Annotated in this window: 15 protein-coding genes; all 15 read left to right on the top strand. The window is 38.7% G+C overall.

Annotated features, from left to right (window positions below):
* The first annotated feature begins 6 nt into the window (after positions 1–6).
* The gene (locus PSE69_RS02910; protein WP_004927358.1) at positions 7–387 is read left to right on the top strand and encodes a 5-carboxymethyl-2-hydroxymuconate Delta-isomerase; all 381 of its coding nucleotides are present in this window, start codon (positions 7–9) and stop codon (positions 385–387) included.
* A gap of 9 nt (positions 388–396) precedes the next feature.
* A complete protein-coding gene (locus PSE69_RS02905; RefSeq protein ID WP_004927355.1) occupies positions 397–1,623 on the top strand; it encodes a Bcr/CflA family multidrug efflux MFS transporter in 1,227 nt (408 codons plus the stop codon).
* Positions 1,620–3,086 (top strand): NAD-dependent succinate-semialdehyde dehydrogenase, encoded by a 1,467-nt coding sequence (locus tag PSE69_RS02900; protein ID WP_004927350.1) that lies wholly within the window; start codon positions 1,620–1,622, stop codon positions 3,084–3,086. Before PSE69_RS02905 ends, PSE69_RS02900 begins: the two co-directional genes overlap by 4 nt.
* A 102-nt stretch (positions 3,087–3,188) precedes the next feature.
* Entirely contained in the window at positions 3,189–3,992 is an 804-nt protein-coding gene (gene hpaH / locus PSE69_RS02895; protein WP_004927346.1) for a 2-oxo-hept-4-ene-1,7-dioate hydratase, read from the top strand.
* A 10-nt stretch (positions 3,993–4,002) separates the two neighbouring features.
* Entirely contained in the window at positions 4,003–4,809 is an 807-nt protein-coding gene (gene hpaI / locus PSE69_RS02890) for a 4-hydroxy-2-oxoheptanedioate aldolase (RefSeq protein ID WP_014656738.1), read from the top strand.
* 323 nt (positions 4,810–5,132) lie between these two features.
* On the top strand, positions 5,133–6,503 hold the full coding sequence (hpaX, locus tag PSE69_RS02885; RefSeq protein ID WP_004927339.1) for a 4-hydroxyphenylacetate permease: 1,371 nt from the start codon (positions 5,133–5,135) through the stop codon (positions 6,501–6,503).
* A 75-nt stretch (positions 6,504–6,578) separates the two neighbouring features.
* The gene (gene hpaA / locus PSE69_RS02880; protein ID WP_004927338.1) at positions 6,579–7,463 is read left to right on the top strand and encodes a 4-hydroxyphenylacetate catabolism regulatory protein HpaA; all 885 of its coding nucleotides are present in this window, start codon (positions 6,579–6,581) and stop codon (positions 7,461–7,463) included.
* A gap of 459 nt (positions 7,464–7,922) precedes the next feature.
* Positions 7,923–8,258, top strand: a complete 336-nt coding sequence (locus tag PSE69_RS02875; protein ID WP_004927336.1) for a hypothetical protein — start codon at positions 7,923–7,925, stop codon at positions 8,256–8,258.
* Between the two features lie 49 nt (positions 8,259–8,307).
* A complete protein-coding gene (gene bcsA / locus PSE69_RS02870) occupies positions 8,308–10,419 on the top strand; it encodes a UDP-forming cellulose synthase catalytic subunit (RefSeq protein ID WP_272674951.1) in 2,112 nt (703 codons plus the stop codon).
* Entirely contained in the window at positions 10,412–12,715 is a 2,304-nt protein-coding gene (locus tag PSE69_RS02865) for a cellulose biosynthesis cyclic di-GMP-binding regulatory protein BcsB (protein WP_102780855.1), read from the top strand. The genes bcsA and PSE69_RS02865 overlap by 8 nt, the downstream gene beginning before the upstream one ends.
* 1 nt (position 12,716) lies before the next feature.
* Positions 12,717–16,412 carry a cellulose synthase subunit BcsC-related outer membrane protein gene (locus PSE69_RS02860; protein ID WP_272674949.1) on the top strand — a complete coding sequence of 1,232 codons (3,696 nt, stop codon included), beginning with the start codon at positions 12,717–12,719 and terminating at the stop codon, positions 16,410–16,412.
* 2 nt (positions 16,413–16,414) lie between these two features.
* The gene (gene bcsD / locus PSE69_RS02855) at positions 16,415–16,870 is read left to right on the top strand and encodes a cellulose biosynthesis protein BcsD (RefSeq protein ID WP_004927325.1); all 456 of its coding nucleotides are present in this window, start codon (positions 16,415–16,417) and stop codon (positions 16,868–16,870) included.
* A gap of 21 nt (positions 16,871–16,891) precedes the next feature.
* Positions 16,892–17,788, top strand: coding sequence for a sensor domain-containing diguanylate cyclase (locus PSE69_RS02850; protein WP_040132855.1), 897 nt, complete (start codon positions 16,892–16,894; stop codon positions 17,786–17,788).
* A gap of 110 nt (positions 17,789–17,898) precedes the next feature.
* Positions 17,899–18,789 (top strand): UTP--glucose-1-phosphate uridylyltransferase GalU, encoded by an 891-nt coding sequence (gene galU / locus PSE69_RS02845; protein WP_004927318.1) that lies wholly within the window; start codon positions 17,899–17,901, stop codon positions 18,787–18,789.
* Positions 18,790–19,290: 501 nt separating this feature from the next.
* Positions 19,291–19,974: a LysR family transcriptional regulator gene (locus PSE69_RS02840; protein ID WP_036941733.1), complete on the top strand. Its 684-nt coding sequence runs from the start codon at positions 19,291–19,293 to the stop codon at positions 19,972–19,974.
* Positions 19,975–20,342: the final 368 nt, after the last annotated feature.

Genomic DNA, 20,342 nt, shown 5'->3' with positions numbered 1-20,342 from the left:
GTCGTCATGCCGCATTTTATTGCTGAGTGTACCGACAATATCCGTGAACAAGCGAATTTGCCTGAGCTATTTTCCAAGGTAAATAGTGCATTAGCAGGAACTGGTATTTTTCCTTTAGGCGGCATTCGTAGCCGTGCTATTTGGTTAGATACTTGGCAGATGGCTGATGGTAAACATGATTACGCCTTTGTCCATATGACACTCAAAATTGGTTCAGGGCGTTCTCTTGAAGATCGTCAAAAAACAGGTGAGATGCTATTTACCCTCATCAAAGAACACTTTGCTCAGTTAATGAGTGATAGGTATCTCGCTCTATCATTTACCATGGAAGAGCTTGATCCCGTGTTGAATTACAAACAAAACAATGTTCACGCTTTATTTAAATAAGGAAGCCTGATGCCGACGCCATTCGATAAACAGATCCCTCGCTACTTGATCCCATTATTAGGGTCACTGGTTGCATTTGGGCCATTATCGATAGATATGTATCTGCCTGCTCTGCCGCAAATGGGAAATGACCTCCAGGCGAGCCAAGGGCAGATGCAGTATACACTCGGCGCATTCTTTGCTGGCTTCTGTATTGGCATGTTGTTTTATGGGCCACTCAGCGACATTCTTGGTCGCCGTAAGATGCTGTTAAGTGGCCTAACTATTTTTACGCTCGCAAGTTTACTGTGCGCGCAAGCCTCTTCGGCTGACGCATTAATTGCTTTTCGTGCGTTACAAGCCTTCGGTAGTGGAGCCGCCATTGTCATGGCACGAGCTATTGCTCGAGACGTTTACCCAACAGGTGAACTGCCTAAAGTTTTATCTTTGATGACGTTAGTCACTATGATAGCGCCCTTACTGGCTCCCCTACTCGGTGGCTTTTTATTAATTCACTTTCAGTGGCAAGCGATCTTCTATCTTCTTGCACTGATAGGTCTTTGTTCTGCAAGTTGTATTTTCTTCTTGCTTCCTGAAACCTTGACACCGCAGAAAGAATCTAAAAATTTACTCAGTGTCGCGTTTCAAAATTACGCTCAAGTTTTAAGCGATAGAGAAGCACTGAGTATTATCGGTACGATGGCATTCTCTTTTGCGGGTATGTTTGCCTTTATCAGCGGCTCTCCCTTTGTTTATATCAACTATTTTGGCGTATCGGAGCAGCACTACGGTTTATTATTCGGCTGTAATATTCTCGGGATGATAGTGGTATTACTACTGAATGTCAGACTGCTCAAAGTATACAGTTTAACTCGCATACTCTGCCTACAAAGTGGTGCGCAATTACTGTTTGGGCTATTACTACTCATTTTCTACCAGCAAAGCCTGCCTATTATTGTTATTCTGGTGGTGCTGTTTTTATCGATGGTCAATGCTATCGGTACAAATAGCTTATCACTGTTATTGCAGCATCGAGGAAAAATTGCCGGTAGCGCCAGTGCGCTTGCTATTTCGATTCAATTTGCATTGGCGGCGCTGGCAAGTGTTGCAGTTTCTGTACTACAGGATGAATCCCCATTTGCTATGGCACTGGTTATGGCTGTCTGTGCCGGATTAAGTTTCACAAGCCAACGTTTCTCGGCTAAAAATGTCCGCTCACAGTTAGTCTCAGTGCCTTCGGAGAAAAAAGAAAAATGAGTATCAATGTCAATTCTACCTTATTCCGCCAGCAGGCTTATATCAACGGTCAATGGGTTAACGCCAACGACAATAGTCAATTCGATGTCACTAACCCTGCGAACGGTGAAGTCATTGCAAAAGTCAGTAATGTAGGTGCAGCACAAACCCAACAAGCGATTGATGCTGCGGAAAAAGCCCTACCCGCTTGGCGTGCTAAAAGTGCCAAAGAGCGTAGCCAAATTCTTAATAAGTGGTTCCAATTGATGATGGAAAACCAAAAAGAGCTTGCAGAGCTACTCAGTTGGGAGCAAGGCAAATCCATCACAGAATCAATGGGTGAAATCGCCTATGGTGCAAGCTTTATTGAGTGGTTTGCCGAGGAAGGTAAACGCGTTTATGGCGAAACAATCCCATCTCCACTTCCTGGTCGCCGCTTAGTGACGATTAAACAGCCTGTGGGTGTGGTCGCTGCGATTACGCCATGGAACTTCCCAAATGCCATGATCACCCGTAAGGTTGGCCCAGCACTGGCGGCAGGATGTACGATGGTACTGAAACCTGCGGCTGAGACCCCATTATCAGCATTAGCACTAGCAGCATTAGGTGAAGAAGCTGGTATCCCAGCAGGGGTGTTCAACATCGTGCCAGGTACAGATGCAAAAGCCATTGGTGGTGTACTCACATCAAGTCCTGTTGTTCGTAAACTGACTTTCACTGGCTCCACACGCGTTGGCAAATTACTGATGGCGCAATGTGCCGATACAGTGAAAAAGCTATCATTGGAGCTCGGTGGCAATGCGCCTTTTATCGTGTTTGACGATGCCGACCTTGATGCCGCCGTACAGGGCGCATTAGCGGCTAAATTCCGCAACAGCGGGCAAACCTGTGTTTGTGCTAACCGTATTTTAGTTCAAGAAGGCGTCTATGATGAATTTGCTAAACGCTTAGCAAAAGCAGTCACTGAGCTAAAAATCGGCCCAGCAACTCAAGCCGATTCACAACAAGGTCCTCTGATTAACCAAGCTGCGGTTGATAAAGTCACCGAGCATATTGCAGATGCGGTTTCTAAAGGCGCACGCGTACTGGCAGGCGGTAAACCTGCTTCATTAGGCGGATTGTTCTTCGAGCCAACCGTATTAGCAGACGTCACTGAATCTATGATCGTCGCCAAAGAAGAGACTTTTGGTCCATTGGCGCCTCTGTTTAAGTTCCGCGATGAACAAGAAGCCATTGATTTAGCAAATGATACCGAATTTGGTCTGGCTTCCTATTTCTATTCTAGAGATATCGGCCGCATCTACCGTGTTGCAGAAGCACTCGAAAGCGGCATGGTCGGTATCAATGAAGGCATTATCTCAAATGAAGTTGCCCCATTTGGTGGCATTAAGCAGTCAGGGCTGGGGCGTGAAGGTTCACGTTACGGAATTGAAGACTATCTGGAAGTGAAATATCTCTGCTTCGGTGGGCTATCTACAAACTAATTTGACCTTTACAGATTAGCGCACTGCCATCTGGCAGTGCGGGTTAGAAAGCGCCCAACGTTTCTTGCGTGATAAGCAGAGTTCAACAGGAGCAATACTCGCATGTTACAAAAAGATGTCATATCGCAAGTTGCACAGCGCCTTAATCAGGCCGAGAAAACACGTGAACAGATCCGTCAGATTTCATTGGATCATCCACAAATCACCATTGAAGACGCATACGCTATTCAACGTGAATGGGTTGGCCTAAAAATCGCTGAAGGTCGTTCACTGAAAGGCCATAAAATTGGCTTAACATCGAAAGCTATGCAGGCTAGTTCTCAAATTGATGAACCTGACTACGGTGCACTTCTCGACGATATGTTTTTTGACGATGGTTGTGAAATTCCAACAGATCGTTTTATCGTTCCACGTATTGAAGTTGAGCTAGCATTTGTTTTAGCAAAACCCTTAAGTGGCCCAAACTGCACCCTGTTTGATGTTTATAACGCAACTGATTATGTCATACCGGCACTTGAGCTTATTGATGCCCGTTGCCACGGTATTGATCCTGAAACAAAGCGCCCACGCAAAGTATTCGATACCATTTCAGATAATGCGGCGAATGCGGCGGTGATCTTAGGGGGGAGACCAATCAAACCTCGCGACCTTGATTTACGATGGATCAGTGCATTGCTGTACCGTAACGGTGTTATTGAAGAGTCTGGCGTCGCGGCTGCGGTACTTAACCACCCTGCAAACGGGGTTGCTTGGCTGGCAAATAAACTCGCGCCACACAACGTCCAACTAGAAGCTGGCCAAATCATTTTAGGTGGCTCATTTACTCGACCGGTTCCTGCTCGTAAAGGGGATGTATTTCATGTGGACTACGGCGTGATGGGTTCCGTCAGTTGCCGCTTCGTATAAGGAGATCATCGTGGATATCCTACAAAATAAATTTAAACATGCACTAAAAGAAGGTCGACCACAAATCGGTTTATGGCTGGGGCTATGCAGCTCATATAGTGCTGAATTGGTGGCTGGAGCAGGTTTTGACTGGCTACTGATTGATGGTGAACACGCTCCTAATAATGTACAAACAATATTAACTCAATTACAGGCAATCGCACCTTATCCATCGCAGCCGGTTGTACGTCCACCTTGGAATGATCCTGTCATTATTAAACAGTTATTGGATATTGGGGCACAAACATTATTACTGCCTATGGTGCAAAATGCAGAGCAAGCACAGCAAGCTGTTCGCGCCACACGTTACCCTCCGGCGGGGATCCGCGGTGTGGGGAGCGCTCTAGCACGTGCATCACGTTGGAATCGTATTCCTAATTATCTGCAACGGGCCAATGATGAGATGTGTGTCATTGTGCAAGTCGAAACCCGTGAAGCTATCAATAATCTTTCGGAAATATTACAAGTCGAAGGGATCGATGGCGTCTTTATTGGGCCAGCTGATCTCAGTGCAGACATGGGCTATTCAGGTAATCCAAATCATCCCGAAGTGAAGGCAGTCATCGAAAAGGCTATTGTCCAAATTCGTGCTGCGGGTATTGCCCCTGGTATTTTAATGGCAGCGCCAGACGTCGCTGAACATTATTTAAAATTAGGTGCACTATTTGTTGCGGTTGGTGTGGATACAACATTGCTAGCGCGTAGCGCAGAAGCATTAGCGGCTCGCTTTGGCAATACCGTTTCTGAAGTGACATCTAACACACCCAGTGTGTATTAGTGATTTGCAATACAGTAGTAAACACCCAAAGCCATTAAGATAACTCGATCTTTCGGTTGTAAATACTTCGAGTTTGTCTCTAAGCGCTAAGCAAAAATCGCCGAGGAGCATGGATTATTGTGTGACTCGGATAGATGAGCAAGAGCGAATAATGAAACAACTTGGAATATGGCAAACCAATTACCCTACAAATATCAATCTGGTGGCTAAGGGAAAACAACATTAACAACCCTGTACCTACGGGGCAGACATGTTATATGGCTGCCTAAGAGCTTTTTGTACCCATAATAGCATTAAATGCATATAAATGAGGGAATTACAAAATGAGCAATTTATCCAATGTTGCTGAAAAAAATCCTGCTGAACAGCATAAAAATTTAACTGAACCACAACAACGCGTAATTAAAAAATTATTTCGCCGCCTAATTGTCTTTTTATTTGTATTATTTGTTTTTTCTTTCCTTGACCGCATTAATATCGGTTTTGCGGGTCTGACTATGGGGAAAGACATTGGTCTGACATCAACGATGTTTGGCCTTGCTGCCACACTATTTTATGCAACCTATGTTATTTTTGGGATACCTAGCAATATTATGTTGGGTATTGTGGGCGCCCGCCGTTGGATTGCCACCATCATGGTACTGTGGGGCATCGCCTCAACAGCCACAATGTTCGCAACAGGCCCGACAAGCCTCTATATTTTGCGGATGCTAGTCGGCGTCGCCGAAGCTGGCTTTTTACCGGGTATCTTAGTTTATTTAACTTACTGGTTTCCTGCTTATTTCCGCGCCCGTGCTAACGCTTTATTTATGGTGGCCATGCCTGTCACAATGGCATTTGGTTCTCTAGCATCGGGTTACATCCTCGAAATGGATGGTATTTTAAACCTAAAAGGCTGGCAGTGGCTGTTCCTGCTGGAAGGTTTCCCTTCAGTGATCTTAGGCGTGCTGGTCTGGTTCTACCTTGATGATTCGCCAGATAAAGCAAAATGGCTAACGAAAGAAGACAAAGAGAGTCTTCAAGAAATGATGGAGCAAGATAAGTTAGAATTGGTTCAGCCGCACGGTTCGAAAAGCCATACAGCATTACAGAATACTAGCTTATGGAAAGAGATTTTTACCCCTGTTGTCTTAATGTATACCGTGGCCTATTTCTGCCTGACCAATACGCTCAGTGCCATTAATATCTGGACGCCACAAATTATGCAGAGCTTTAATGAAGGCAGTAGTAACGCCATGATAGGCCTACTGACGGCTATCCCTCAGTTCTGTACTATACTTGGTATGGTGTATTGGAGCCGGCGTTCTGACAGATTACAAGAACGTAAAATGCACACCGCACTCCCCTACCTATTTGCAGCGGCAGGTTGGGTATTAGCGGCACTGACACATCATCCTGTCATCCAATTAATTGGTATCATTATGGCATCGACAGGTTCATTTACCGCAATGGCTGTATTCTGGACCACGCCAGACCAATCCATCAGTTTACGTGCTCGTGCTGTTGGTATTGCTGTTATCAACGCAACAGGTAATATTGGTTCAGCGGTCAGCCCACTACTGATTGGTTGGCTAAAAGACCAAACAGGTAGCTTCAATTCAGGGCTGTACTTTGTCGCTGGGTTGTTGGTCGTTGGGGCGCTATTAGTCGCATTTATTCCCATGAAGAGCTCACGTCCTAGAGCAACACCGTAATATTCAAAGATAACAAAATAGTCGAGCCGCAATCCTCTGTATTGCGGCTCGAAACCAACAGAGTAAAGGGAGAATGTGGTGTCATCATTAATAACCAATATTGATATCAGTAAAGATTATGATGAAACACAAGGGAATGATGATGTTCATTACCAAACATTCGGTAATATGGCCGCCTTTTTTGGCCGTGATATGCAAGCACATCGACATGATGGCTTTTTTCAGTTGCACTACCTTGAAACAGGTCATATCACATTACAACTTGATGACCTACGTTATTCAGTCCAAGCCCCTTTATTTATTCTAACGCCGCCTTCTGTTCCTCATGCCTTTTTTACTCAAGAAGATACAGATGGGCACGTGCTGACCGTTCGCCAAGATTTAATCATCCCTTTATTAGAATCACTTTACCCTGCTAACCCTGATTTAGTCTCTATTCCTGCGATTTGTTTGTCCGTTGCTGATAAACCCGATGACCTTGAAACTTTTAATCACTATTGGGCACTAATGGCTCGCGAATCGGCCAATAGCTACGCCGGACGCGATCAGGTATTATCCTCTTTAGCTCAAGCGCTATTTACTTTCCTATTACGCTCAATTCCCCTTGATGACCACCCAGTTAGTGGTGTAAGAGGAGAACATCGCCTATTCCAACGTTTTAACCAGCTTATTGATTCACACTACCATGAGCACCTTTCTGTTCCCGAATATGCAGACAAACTGGGTGTTACCGAATCTCGTCTCAAAGATATGTGCCGACGTTTCGCTAACCGCCCCCCCAAGCGCCTGATTTTTGACCGCATATTACGAGAAGCGAAACGTATGCTATTGTTTTGTGACAGCCCTGTATCAGAAATAGCCTACCAACTTGGATTTAAAGATCCGGCTTACTTTGCACGCTTCTTTAACCGTTTAGTTGGGGATTCCCCTAGCCAATGGCGAGATAAAAATATCCACTAATCTATGATAGTTAAACTTAATCATGACACGTGGTTATTGAAAATTTTAACGCTGTCTATTAACGCGTTTCTCTGCTATTTATCGCAATAACCATAATAAAAATGTTTAATAAACTGCTTTATTTATAAATTGTTCATTACTAATATCTATAAGTAATAATCAATGCGTATTTTCTATTTTTCATTGTCATTTTTATTTATTAATAATAACTATTAAAATAAAATAAATTAACAATTACTATTTATTCAAATTTCACAATTACATCATATTTTAAAATTAAATCAGGATGTTATATAACGTATCTCTATAGATTATTTACATATTAATCAATTAGGTGTTTTCACTTAATTCTATAACTAAATATTATATCAAAATAAGATGATTTACCTAAAAGACCATGGTAAAAATCACTCATTCTACGTGTAATGGTGTTTGTTATTCTCAGGGTGAAGGTTAACTATGTACGATGATTTAAATTCATTAAGCCGTCAGCTTAAAATGGATAATTTTTCTTTCCTTGAAATTGAAGAAACCACTCAATCCAAGGATGAACAGCCATTATCTAATATGGCTATTAAGCAAGAACTCCCATTACCTGAGAAAATTGAAGTGGTTTCTGAATCAACGACTCAGCCCCAGCCAACCCAACCAAATGAGTCTTACTCAACAATTAATGAGTTTTCTCATTTCCTTAATTATAAAAATAATCACTACCATAATACAGCGGACTCAGCTTCTCATACGGAGCAACTTGTTATACTGAGTGAACTCTTTTCAAGTATTAGTAAAAAATAAAATACTCATTTACCTATAGTATAATAAAACCTCATTATGAGTTAGTGATATGCAAAAAACACTCAAAATCGTTACGTCTATACTTTTGTTATTATTATTTATTTTATTAATTATCATTCCTCTAGATAGTGATAAACAGTTTCTATTAGGAGGCGTGTTAATTGTATTTACATTCTTTATTGGAATATTTAAAAATAAAAAGCTACAGCTTGCCTTGATATTAATATCACTACTTTGTACTTCTCGTTATATCTGGTGGCGGGCAACAACGACCCTTTATTTTGATTCTTATATTGAGCTGATTTTAGGATCATTACTATTTATTGCGGAACTATATTCATTAGCTATTCTATTATTCGGTTATATTCAAACCTGTTGGCCATTAAAAAGAACGATCGCCCCCTTACCGAAAGATACTTCATTATGGCCAACGGTTGATCTATTTATTCCAACCTATAATGAAAGTATTGATATCGTCAAAGATACAGCGCTTGCTGCACAGTGTATCGAATATCCTAAAGATAAATTAAAAATTTATATATTAGATGATGGGAAGCGAGATGCGTTTCGCCAGTTAGCTGAAGATATTCAAGTTGGCTATATGACCCGCCCTGATAATAACCATGCAAAAGCAGGAAACCTTAATCATGCATTAACAAAAACGCATGGTGAACTGATTTGTATTTTTGATTGCGACCATGTAGCGACACGCGTATTTTTACAAGCAACAGTAGGGGCATTTTTAGTCGATGAAAAACTCGCTTTGATCCAAACCCCCCATTATTTTTACTCTAAAGATCCCTTTGAACGTAATTTAAGTGCGGCTAAAAGAGCGCCGCATGAAGGTGCGCTATTTTATGGTCCAGTGCAGCAAGGTAACGATAATTGGAATGCCGCGTTTTTCTGTGACTCTTGTGCGGTAATTCGCCGTAGTGCCTTAAAAGAGACAAATGGATTTGCGGTAGAAACGGTTACCGAAGATGCCCATACGGCCCTTAAATTGCAGCGTAAGGGATGGAATACCGCTTTCTTAGATATTCCTCTTTCAGCGGGTTTAGCGACTGAACGCTTAACTTTGCACATTAACCAACGTATACGTTGGGCACGAGGCATGACACAGATTTTTCGCGTCGATAACCCGCTATTAGGTAAAGGTCTGACATTTACACAACGTATCTGTTATTTAAATGCCATGCTACATTTTCAGTATGGGCTACCTCGAGCGATTTTCCTCTTATCCCCTTTGGTTTTTATTCTATTTGATTTAAATATTATCTCATCATCCGCAACACTCATATTTTCTTATGCGCTACCTCATTTGATTACTTCTAACTATGTCAATTCAAAACTTGTCGGTAGCTATCGCTATTCTTTCTGGGGGGAAATTTATGAAACAGTGATGGCTTTTCATTTAATACTCCCAACATTGATGAGCTTAATATCGCCAAAACTCGGTAAATTTAATGTTACTGATAAAGGTGATTTAACAGATAAAAACTATTTTGATCACACGGCCGTTCGCCCGCTCCTTATTGTCGCCGTACTTTTAGTCGCCGCAATTGGGATTGCCTTATTCAAATGGATTATGGATCTATATCATTATATTGATAACGGTGTCATTGTGATTAACCTTATATGGGGTATTTATAGCTTACTGATTGTCCTCGCTTCTATATCGGTAGCAAAAGAGACCAAACAGTTACGTCGAGCCACGAGGGTTCCTGCATCAATCCCTGTGACCGTTTATTTTTCTGATAATAGCGTTATAGAAACTCAATCCATTGATCTCTCCATGAGTGGGGCAAGACTTAACTTCCCATTTGAGCATAATGTTACACAGACATTTATTACACAAATTGCCATTGGTATAGGCAAAGAAAGAGCATTTATCCCGATCCAGCAAGCATGGATTGATAATAAGCAATTAAGAATGGAATTTGCTCACTTAACTCATGCTATTCGACGTGATGTTGTACGTGTTGTATTAACTCGAGCAGATGCTTGGTTTAAACCTAAACATGCAAACGACAAACCATTAAGGTCATTTATCGACGTGCTGCAATGTGCATTTGAATTGTTCATTATCCGTAAAGATAAGAAGGCCACGGATAATTCCATTTTGCTTTCAAAACAAAATAGTAAAGAGCAGCATCATGTTTAACCGCCTGAAATTAATATTTATCGCTTACGCGTTATTAATAAGTCATACGGCCGCATTTGCCGTAGAGAGAGTGGATACACAGAAAAAAGTTTCTGCGCCATTAGACTTTATATTAAATAATGGGCTAATAAAAAATAGCGATGTTATAGACACTACTGCTGAAGAAATTACCTTGAAAAAAATTGGCCTCATAAACGGCCTGACCTTAAGTGGTGATAAACTCCAATCTGGTATTAGTTTTACTTTGCCCTATGATTTTATTGTTATAAATGCAGAAATACGCTTAATCATTTCAATCAAAGAAACTGAAAATATCGAAAAGGATAATTTACAAATAACGCTAAATGATCAGTCTTTAGGTTCGATACCGTTATCTCAACTTCATGAAAACAAATCGACTTTTACTTTAAAAGTGCCAAACGCCATTCTCTCTTCAAAGAACAATTTAAACTTTCAGATCATTAGTAATGATGACATCATTAATAATGAGTGGACATGCCAGCGCCCAGACTTAAAAGATCTTAATCTTGAGATTTCCCCTTTAACCTCAATGGCATTAAAAGGGGTATTAATGAATACGCGTAAATCACTCATGGATTTTCCTCGGCCATTTTTAGATCCTTTAAAAATGAATAGCAATGAACTTGCTTTTATCTATGCCGCTTCACCGACCCCAGATACCTTAATGGCCTCTGCCATTGTAGCCTCTATTTTTGGCATCAAAAGTGGGGAAAAAGGGAACCACTTCAATGTTTATCTTGATGAATTACCGGAAAAGCATGCTGTTTTATTCACAATGGCGGATGAGACCATTTCAGGGATCTCCTTTAATCAGGCTAAAGGCCCAAATATCAGAATTATAGATAACCCTGTAAACGAGAAATACAAAATCTTGGTCATTAGTGGACGTCATGCACATGAGCTGCGTCAGGCCGCTTACCAACTCTTTACACCTGATTTACCTGACAGCAGCGATATGGCTATCGCCAACTATCATGTACAAAAACGGCAAGCTTATGATGCCCCTAACTGGCTTTCGGCGAAAAAAATAATCACTTTCAGCCAAATAATTAAAAGTCGCGACGCCCTGCAATCCCGCTTGTTTTGGAATGAAGAGAAAAACATTATTTTTCGCCTTCCACCTGATGTATTCATGTTATCAGGGAACAAAATCCCCGTGAAAATAGACTATACGTTTGATGGTAAAAATTGGATTGATATGAAGCATTCGATGCTAACTATCGCATTGAACTATCAATTTTTAAAAAATATTTCTGCTCAAAAACACAGCATTATTAGTCCAATCACGGAGTTTTTTACTAATAACCACGACAACAGCACAACACTTTATCTTGATAGCGCAAGCTTATTTGGTGAAAACAGACTAAGCTTTTATTTTAATATCACACCGCATCAAGAAACGCCTTGTAATATCCGTAATAATGGTGAGATTGTTAATCAAATATTGTCTAGCTCTACATTTGATCTCAGTAATATTTCCAATTTTGGGGAGCTACCAAATACGGCTTGGTTTTTAAATGGCCTATTCCCATTTACGAAATATGCCGATTTATCAGATACCGTAATTTTATTAACCAAAAATCCAGCTAAAGAAGAAATCGCATTAATGCTTCATTTAATGGAAAAAGCAGGACGCATTACTGGCTTTCCGGTTAGTCAGGTCACCATACTCACTGATACAACAAAACCACAAAATAATTTAAAACTCACGAGTTCGAATATTATTGCAATCTCTAAATTAAAAGAGATCGCAGCATTCAAGCCACTAATAAAAGATACCTCTTATCATTATAGTTATGGGCAATTACAAGTCATTCCCCCTTCTCTATTGCAGAAACTGAAACTGCTTCTACTCGGAGAATGGAAAAATCAATTTGAAGAAGCAAACAATATTTTAATAAATTCACAAAAATGGCGAGGATTACTCAGTTTCCCATCACCTTGGTCTAGCAACAAAGTCGTGACCATTTTAACTGCGACTAACAGTGAACAACTGAAAAAACTCCATGATGATATTGATAAGCCTGGAAGACAACAACTCGAATCGGGTGATATCTTGCTATTTAATGATTTTGATGATGTTAAGGTTCTGCGAGTTAATGCATCATTTTTATCAGGCGAATTACCGCTACACACATTAGTCCTTTGGTTTTTTAGCCAACATTTATTTCTATTAATGGCTATGTTATTTACCACCTTATTCCTTATGAGTTTGTATTTGTTTAAAAGATTAAAAAACCATGAATCCAAACGTCTATCAAGGATGAAAAAATAAAATGAAAAATAGCTTATTAATAAAAGTATTTATTACTTTGCTCTGTGGTACATACCCACTATCGACGTTAGCTCGATCATTAGAAAATGAAACAGCCATTAAAGTTCTATTAGAAAAGGCCAATTATTGGCACAGTAAATCTAACTATGACCTTGCTTACGATGCGCTGAGTAAAGTTTTTGCCATTGAGCAATATAATATTGAAGCATTATATCTAATGTCATATTACAAAATTCAGCAAGGTAAAAAACAAGAAGCGGCTCTCTGGGTTAATAAACTCAAAAAATATGCCCCAGACGATCAGCGGCTTTCACAATTAGCCCAGTTTTCGCCCCGTGAAAATCGTTCCGATGAGATACTCAAAAAAGCCCGAGAATTTGCAACACAAGGTCAGATTGAACAAGCAATACAGGCGTATGACAAATTATTTACACATAATCCACCTAGTGGTGACTTAGCGATTGAATATTATGAAACACTCGCTGGCAGTAAAAAACACCTAGAAAAAGCAATCGCTGAGCTAAGAAAAATAGCACAGCAAACACCATCAGATGAGAAGGTACAGCGTATTCTTGCAACGGTATTAACCTATCAAGAGAAAACAAGGCGAGAGGGAATTCAAAAGCTCATCCAGATCGAAAATAAAGATAAGGCGGTGGTTAATTCATTGAAGCAAGCACTACTGTGGTTACAACCCGATGAAAAAGATCTGCCCGCTTACCAGCATTTTATGAATTTATCACCAAATGATAGCCTTGTAATGGAACACTATAACAATCGCATTGGTAACAGTGATATTCGTGCTGGATTTACGCTATTAAATAGAGGTAGCCTTGAACAAGCAAAGCAAAAATTCACACAAGCGCTAACAAATGATCCTAAAAATATCGATGCCACTGCGGGTCTGGGTTACGTGGCGCTCCGTCAAAAAAACTATCAAGAAGCAGAGAAGTTATTAAGTGAAGCGGCTAATAACACAACGGATCATAAAAGAGCCCAATGGTTAAAAGATATCAAAAATATTAACTACTATTCGCAACTAGATAGAGTTAAACAATTAGCGCGTAATCAGCAATTTGATCACGCAATTAGCTTACTTAAAAGTACCAGTGTGAGTGACCCACAGCAGCAACTTGCTCTCAATTTATTACTAGCACAAACCTATCGTGATAAAAAAGACTATGCTAGCGCAGAGTCGTTATATCGGACGCTTCATCAAAACTACCCTAATAATAAAACAGTGAAAGAGCAGCTAGTCTGGTTATTTAACGAACAAAAAAAATATCAAGAATTAGAGCTATTATTACAAACCTTCTCTCCTACTGAGCGCTATGATTATCAGCAAAAAATAAATTTCAGTGAGCAATACCGAAAAAATGCAGAAAAAGCACTTAATAATGGCTTAGTGAATGAAGCGGAAAATATTCTCACACAAGCCATTAATAAAGATCCTCAAAATGCTTGGCTGCACCTCGATTACGCCAGACTGCTACTTAAAAAAGGTGATCATCATAAAGCAAATGCAGTGATGAATAATTTGGTTGCAACCTATCCTTCACCTGCAACTTGGCATAGCGCGATCATTTTGGCAAGCGAGCAAAATCACTGGAAGGATGTATTGAATTTAATTCATAAAATTCCTAGTGGATCACAAACGGCAGAAATAACTGAGCTTAAACATCGCGCTAAATTTAATCAACAAATTGATATTGCCCAACACTACATTGATAGTGGGAATCACAATGCAGCATTAAATACCCTAAAAATAAATATTAAATCATTACCTCAGAACCCAGCCGATATTGGCCGCCTTGCTCAGCTATATATAGATGCGGGTGATAGTCAAATGGCGCTAAATGTGATCCATCAAAACCTATCCGTTGAACCACAAGGAAGCCTAAAAGATTATACACAGCAAATCCTTATCTTACGCCGCTTAGGATACTTTGCAGAAGCAGAGAGCTTGATGAACTCCCCGGCTTTACTCGCCACAACCAGCGAAAAAGAGTTAAATCACATTAGAGCGGGCTACCTCAGCGAACAAGCCGATTTATTTCGCGAAAAAGGTCATCTCAACGAAGCTTGGGAAATATTAGCGCCAGAAATAAAAAATGATCCGAATAATAGCCAACTCTTATTAGCTGTTGCCCGAGTTTATCAATCAAATGATCAACCCGAGCAAGCGAGTGATGTTTATCAATACCTATTAGCTATTTCCCCTAAAAATCAGGATGCATTAATAGGCTTAGTTGATCTAGCGATTAACAATGACGACAGTGTGGCAGCAAGAAAATATTTTGCAGAGATCAAGGCAACCAACAAAACCGATTACCTGATTTTGTCGGCTCGCCTTGCTGAGCTGGAAGGTCATAATACCCAAGCACTCAAATTATTAAAAACAGCACAATGGGGATTAATTCAGCCGCAAGAACAGCCAACTTATTTACCAGTAAATCACCCATTAGCTGGGCAAATACTCATGCACACTCAGCACAATCCTCGCCAAAAGGCCCAGTTAGACCATATTGAAATGATGCTTACAGATTTACAGCAAAAAACATCTGTCGCATTGAATAATACCATTCAGGTAAACAGCCACTCAGGGGAGTCAGGATTAAGCAAATTTACCGAAATCAAAGAGACCCTCACACTCTCTCTTCCACTGCTTGATAATATTAAGTTAGCGCTGAGCGTATCCCCTTCGGTTATTAGTTCAGGCAAAACTCCCGCTGAAAATGCCAGCCTTGTGGGCAGTGGAGCGTTAACGAGAGCCAATCGCCGTAGCCTAGTTGAAAGTGCTTCACGCGCTAATGTACATGCCGATGAAATTAATAGCCGTTCAATTCAAGGCTTAGAATCAAATATTTTATTGAAAGGCGATAACTTTCAATTGGATTTCGGGCATACCAATAGTGATGGCTTAATTGTTTCCTTAGTTGGCGGAGCTGAATGGTCAATTAACACCTCACCACATAGCCAATTAACTTTAGCAGCCGAACGGCGAGCGGTAACTGATAGCCAACTTTCGTACAGTGGGCTTAAAGATAGTGTAACAGGTAGAACATGGGGAGCCGTGACACGCAATACGCTGTCAGCACAATATGCATGGGATAATAGCCATTATGATACTTATGCCAAAGTTGCCGCTAATAAGTATATTGGTACCCACGTTCCTAATAACCAATCTGTTGATCTCAATGCTGGCTCTTATATTTATGGAATAAATGAAAATAATAAAACTCTAAAATTAGGCGCTAATATTCATTATATGGGATTTGATAAAAATCTTAATTATTATACATTAGGGCATGCAGGGTATTTCAGCCCACAGAAATATATTGCAGTTTCATTGCCTATTTCTTATGAGCAAAAATTAGATAATTTATCAGTAAAATTAAACTCCACTGTTGGATATCAATCGTACACGACTGAAAGTGCAGATTATTACCCTACAGATAGACAACTACAAGATGAATTAAACAGTTACACAGATAATGATGAATATATAGATACTCACTATAAAAAGAGCAGTAAAAATGGCATAAGTTATTCTTTTGGCGTAGAGACTAACTATAAAATATCACCATCTTCATTTATTGGAGCGAATGTTAGTTATAATACTTTTGGTAATTATGATGAGACAAAAGCTAATATTTACTTTAAATATTTATTCGACAAAGATATACTAGGAAAATAAAAATGATGTTTGACCAAGATAGTTACTTACAACGTGGTTATAAAACAGGCTGGCATGATTTAATTAATTTTTTATTTTATGAGTTTTCGTCAGGTGAAACTAATGAAGGCTGTAAAACGCTACGGCGAATTGGGCAACAGCTTGGTGAATTACACACTATTGAGAATTCAAGTACATTAAGTCAATTAGAAAAAAATATTAATACTGTTCTAGAAGTGTTCAATTGGGGGTTTGTTAAAATGGCACCCGCAAATAGTGAATTGCTTATTATGCATTGTGCGTGGCCTCACGCGCCTAAATCGGTCAATAAAAAATGGCGTCGAGCTAGCGCTAGTATTTTAGAAGGCTTATATACTCAGTGGTTAACATCGCAAGGTGGTAATAAATCAGTGCCTGTATTGTGGAATGAAAATGCAACTGAAGATATTTTCATATTTCGTTATGCTTTATTTAAATAGATTCATCAAATATAAATTATCATGATTAATAAAACCAAAGAGTTATCAATAAAAAATGAAAAAATCTCATTGGACTTAATCATTGGTCAAACCTGTCTTTTTTTATTAATTGATATATATGGAAGAGTTTCATATGTTAGTCAACGTTTCTTAGAAACTTACAACTACAATCATGCAGATGTTATTGGATATAAGCCAAGCATAATAAATAATCAGTTGATTTTAGAAAAAAACAGTCTTGATTTTATTTCTAATTATAGTAACACTGAAGATATTATTTTTATAACTAAAGAAAATAAAAAAATATTTTTTATAGCTAGATTAATGGAGATAGAAGAAAATAGCAACAATGTCTATCATTACTGTCTTATTTTATCTGAAGTAACAAGGCTAATAGCAGCTAAGAATAAACTCTCTTTCCAAGTATACCATGACCCTCTAACTGGACTATTAAACAGATATGGTTTTTATAGAAAAGGCAAAGAAGCTCTTAAATTAGCCAAAAATAGTAAAACAGAATGCTATTTGGCGCTTATTGACATTGATAAATTTAAAAAAATAAACGATACCTTTGGTCATGGTTATGGTGATCGACTATTAAAACAGTTCACTAAAAATGTAAAAAAACACTTACCGAGTGAGGTTATTTTTGCTCGATTAGGTGGCGATGAATTTGTGTTAATGGTGAATGACATACATCATCATCATGCAGAATCTATCTTTTGGGAGCTGGTTCACTTTATGGGGACTTGTTCATATTGCCATTTAGAAGGAGAAGTATCGAATATCAATATTAGTGTCGGCATTGCACAATACCCGCGTGATGGTGAGCGTTTAGGGAGTTTAGTAAAAAATGCCGATATAGCCTTATACCATGCGAAAAAACAAGGAGGAAATCAAATAAAGAAATGTATTTAGGTTTAACTATATAGCTGTTTTAACTAATAAAATTTAAAACCGTACTTAGTTGAAAACTACACTCAACAAGTAAAGATTATAATAAATATTTTATTTATCAAGGATTATATATGTTGAAAGCTGTCATACCTGTTGCGGGGTTAGGTACTCGCATGCTACCAGCAACAAAAGCGATACCTAAGGAGATGTTACCTCTTGTAGATAAACCTATTATACAATACATAATAAAAGAATGTTATATGGCGGGTATCAATGAAATTATATTTGTTACTCATTCATCTAAAAATTCAATTGAAAATCATTTTGATACCTCTTTTGAATTAAAATCGTTATTAGAACAAAAAGGGAAAGAGCAATTACTCAATGAAATAAATGGTATTTGCCCTGAAAATTTAAAAATTATGCATGTTAGACAAGGCTGTGCAAGCGGTCTAGGCCATGCGATATTATGTGCTCAGCCTTTTATTGGTGATAATGATTTTATTGTTGTTTTACCAGACGTCATTATTAATGAATATGCTTGTAATTACGCATCTGATAATTTACCCGCAATGATTGACCGCTTTTACTCGACAGGAAAAAGCCAAATATTAATTGAACAAGTCAATATCGAGCATGTCGAAAATTACGGGATTGTAGATTGCCATAATGAGGTTACTCATAGCGGAGAGTTTAATAATATCTATGCGATTGTAGAGAAACCACATAAAGAGAGTGCGCCATCAAACTTAGCTATTGTTGGCCGTTATGTTTTAAGTAAAGAGATTTGGCCATTGCTGGCAAAAACACCTATTGGTAAGAGTAATGAAATCCAACTGACGGATGCATTATCCATGCTTCTGAAAACCCATGCTATCGAAGGTTATCACATAAAGGGGCGTTCTCATGATTGTGGCGATAAAATGGGGTATATGAAAGCGTTCTTTGAATATAGTCGTCAGCATCAAACATTTGGCTCACAGTTTCATCGCTGGTTGAAAGATTCGGTAGAAACTGTTTAATCATAACGCCTATTTATAGGGTAGATTTTATGAATCAACAAAATCCAATCGCTAGTCTGATTTTTAGTTATATGCCTAATGCGAGATCTTGTTCTTTATTTTTTATATTTGTTTGTTATTCAAATAGATATAACAACTTTAAAAATCAGGATTGGATTTTTATTGCTAACAGAATAAGAAGATTACAATTAATCATGCTAATTCTTTTTTATTAAAAAAGTATGGGTCGTATTGAGAAATATTTTACCTCTGTCTGAATAAACTTATCTGATAATGATATCTCCTATGTAATACCTTAACAATGATGGATTAATTCGAGATTTCATTATGAATGAGTTTAGTCATCAGCTAAGTAAAACTGACTTCATTGAAAACAGATGTTTTATTATCCCATTACTTTAATGATTTTTGTTTAATTTTTATTAGTACTCATTCTCAGTCATGTAAGCAATGGACAATAACAACGAAATTTGATTTTTAAACCACAGCAGAGGCAACAAAATGAATATTAGAGATTTCGAGTATTTAAACGCATTAGGTAAGTTTCTTAACTTTAAAAAAGCGGCTCAATATTGCAATGTAGCTCAACCAACCTTAAGTATTCAGATTGGTAAACTAGAAAACACACTCGGCTGTTTTCTGCTAGAAAGAACCACCCGTCGGGTTAACTTTACACCTTTGGGTCTACAAATCTTAGAGCACAGCAAGATTATTTTAAAAGAGATAGAAGAAATTAAAGCCATTGCACAGCAATCTACAAATAATAATATAAAAACTTTTCATATTGGCATTTCTGATTCATTACCAGAGTATTTTGCCTCCTACATTACAGAAGCCGTCTTAGCAAGTGACCCTAATATTAACTTAATAGTCACGGTGGATAGCTCAGAGGAACTGTTTGCCCAGCTCGCCTCGATGTCCTTAAACTTGCTGATCGTTTCTTCAACAAAATGCCCCGATAACTTTATTTCAGCCTCCTTGATAAGCTTCCCTATAAACCATCAATTTGTCACCCAAAAAGGACATACTACAGAGCAGCCAACGAGTATTTTAGGTTCGTATTCAGAAATAAAATCTAAAATCTGTTTTCGAAATGGCGATAGAAATATGGATAACTACTTGCACATTGGTAACTTAATCAATGAATCGATAGATCTTTTATTGAAAAAAAACCATATCGCCTAGCGCTTCTCTTACTGGAACTCAGCGTGCTACATATCGAAAACTCAATCTTCGCTATTGTAGTACGCTTAACCTAAGAGAAGTTTTAGCACCGACAACGTCTTGCAATGCAACTTTTTGTTAACTTTATTATTGTCATCGGTTCTCGATAGAGAAAGATCAGCACACCTTTTTTTCTTCCTAGGAAAAGTACTTTTTCTTTTAAAAATCACTGATAAAGCAATTTTTATTGGTAGTTTTTTTATCAAAAAATCCTGTAAAATTTAAACTCATTAAGTAGTTAATAAATTTTAATTTATTGAATATAATGATTATTTTCATAGTGTATCGATCATTTGTTAATATTAAAAATACTACCGTGATCACATTCT

Source organism: Providencia sp. PROV122, assembly GCF_028482365.1.
Taxonomy (GTDB): Bacteria; Pseudomonadota; Gammaproteobacteria; order Enterobacterales; family Enterobacteriaceae; genus Providencia; species Providencia stuartii.
The sequence above is the reverse complement of the archived record's forward strand: the minus strand, read 5'-3'. Positions and strand labels throughout refer to the sequence as shown.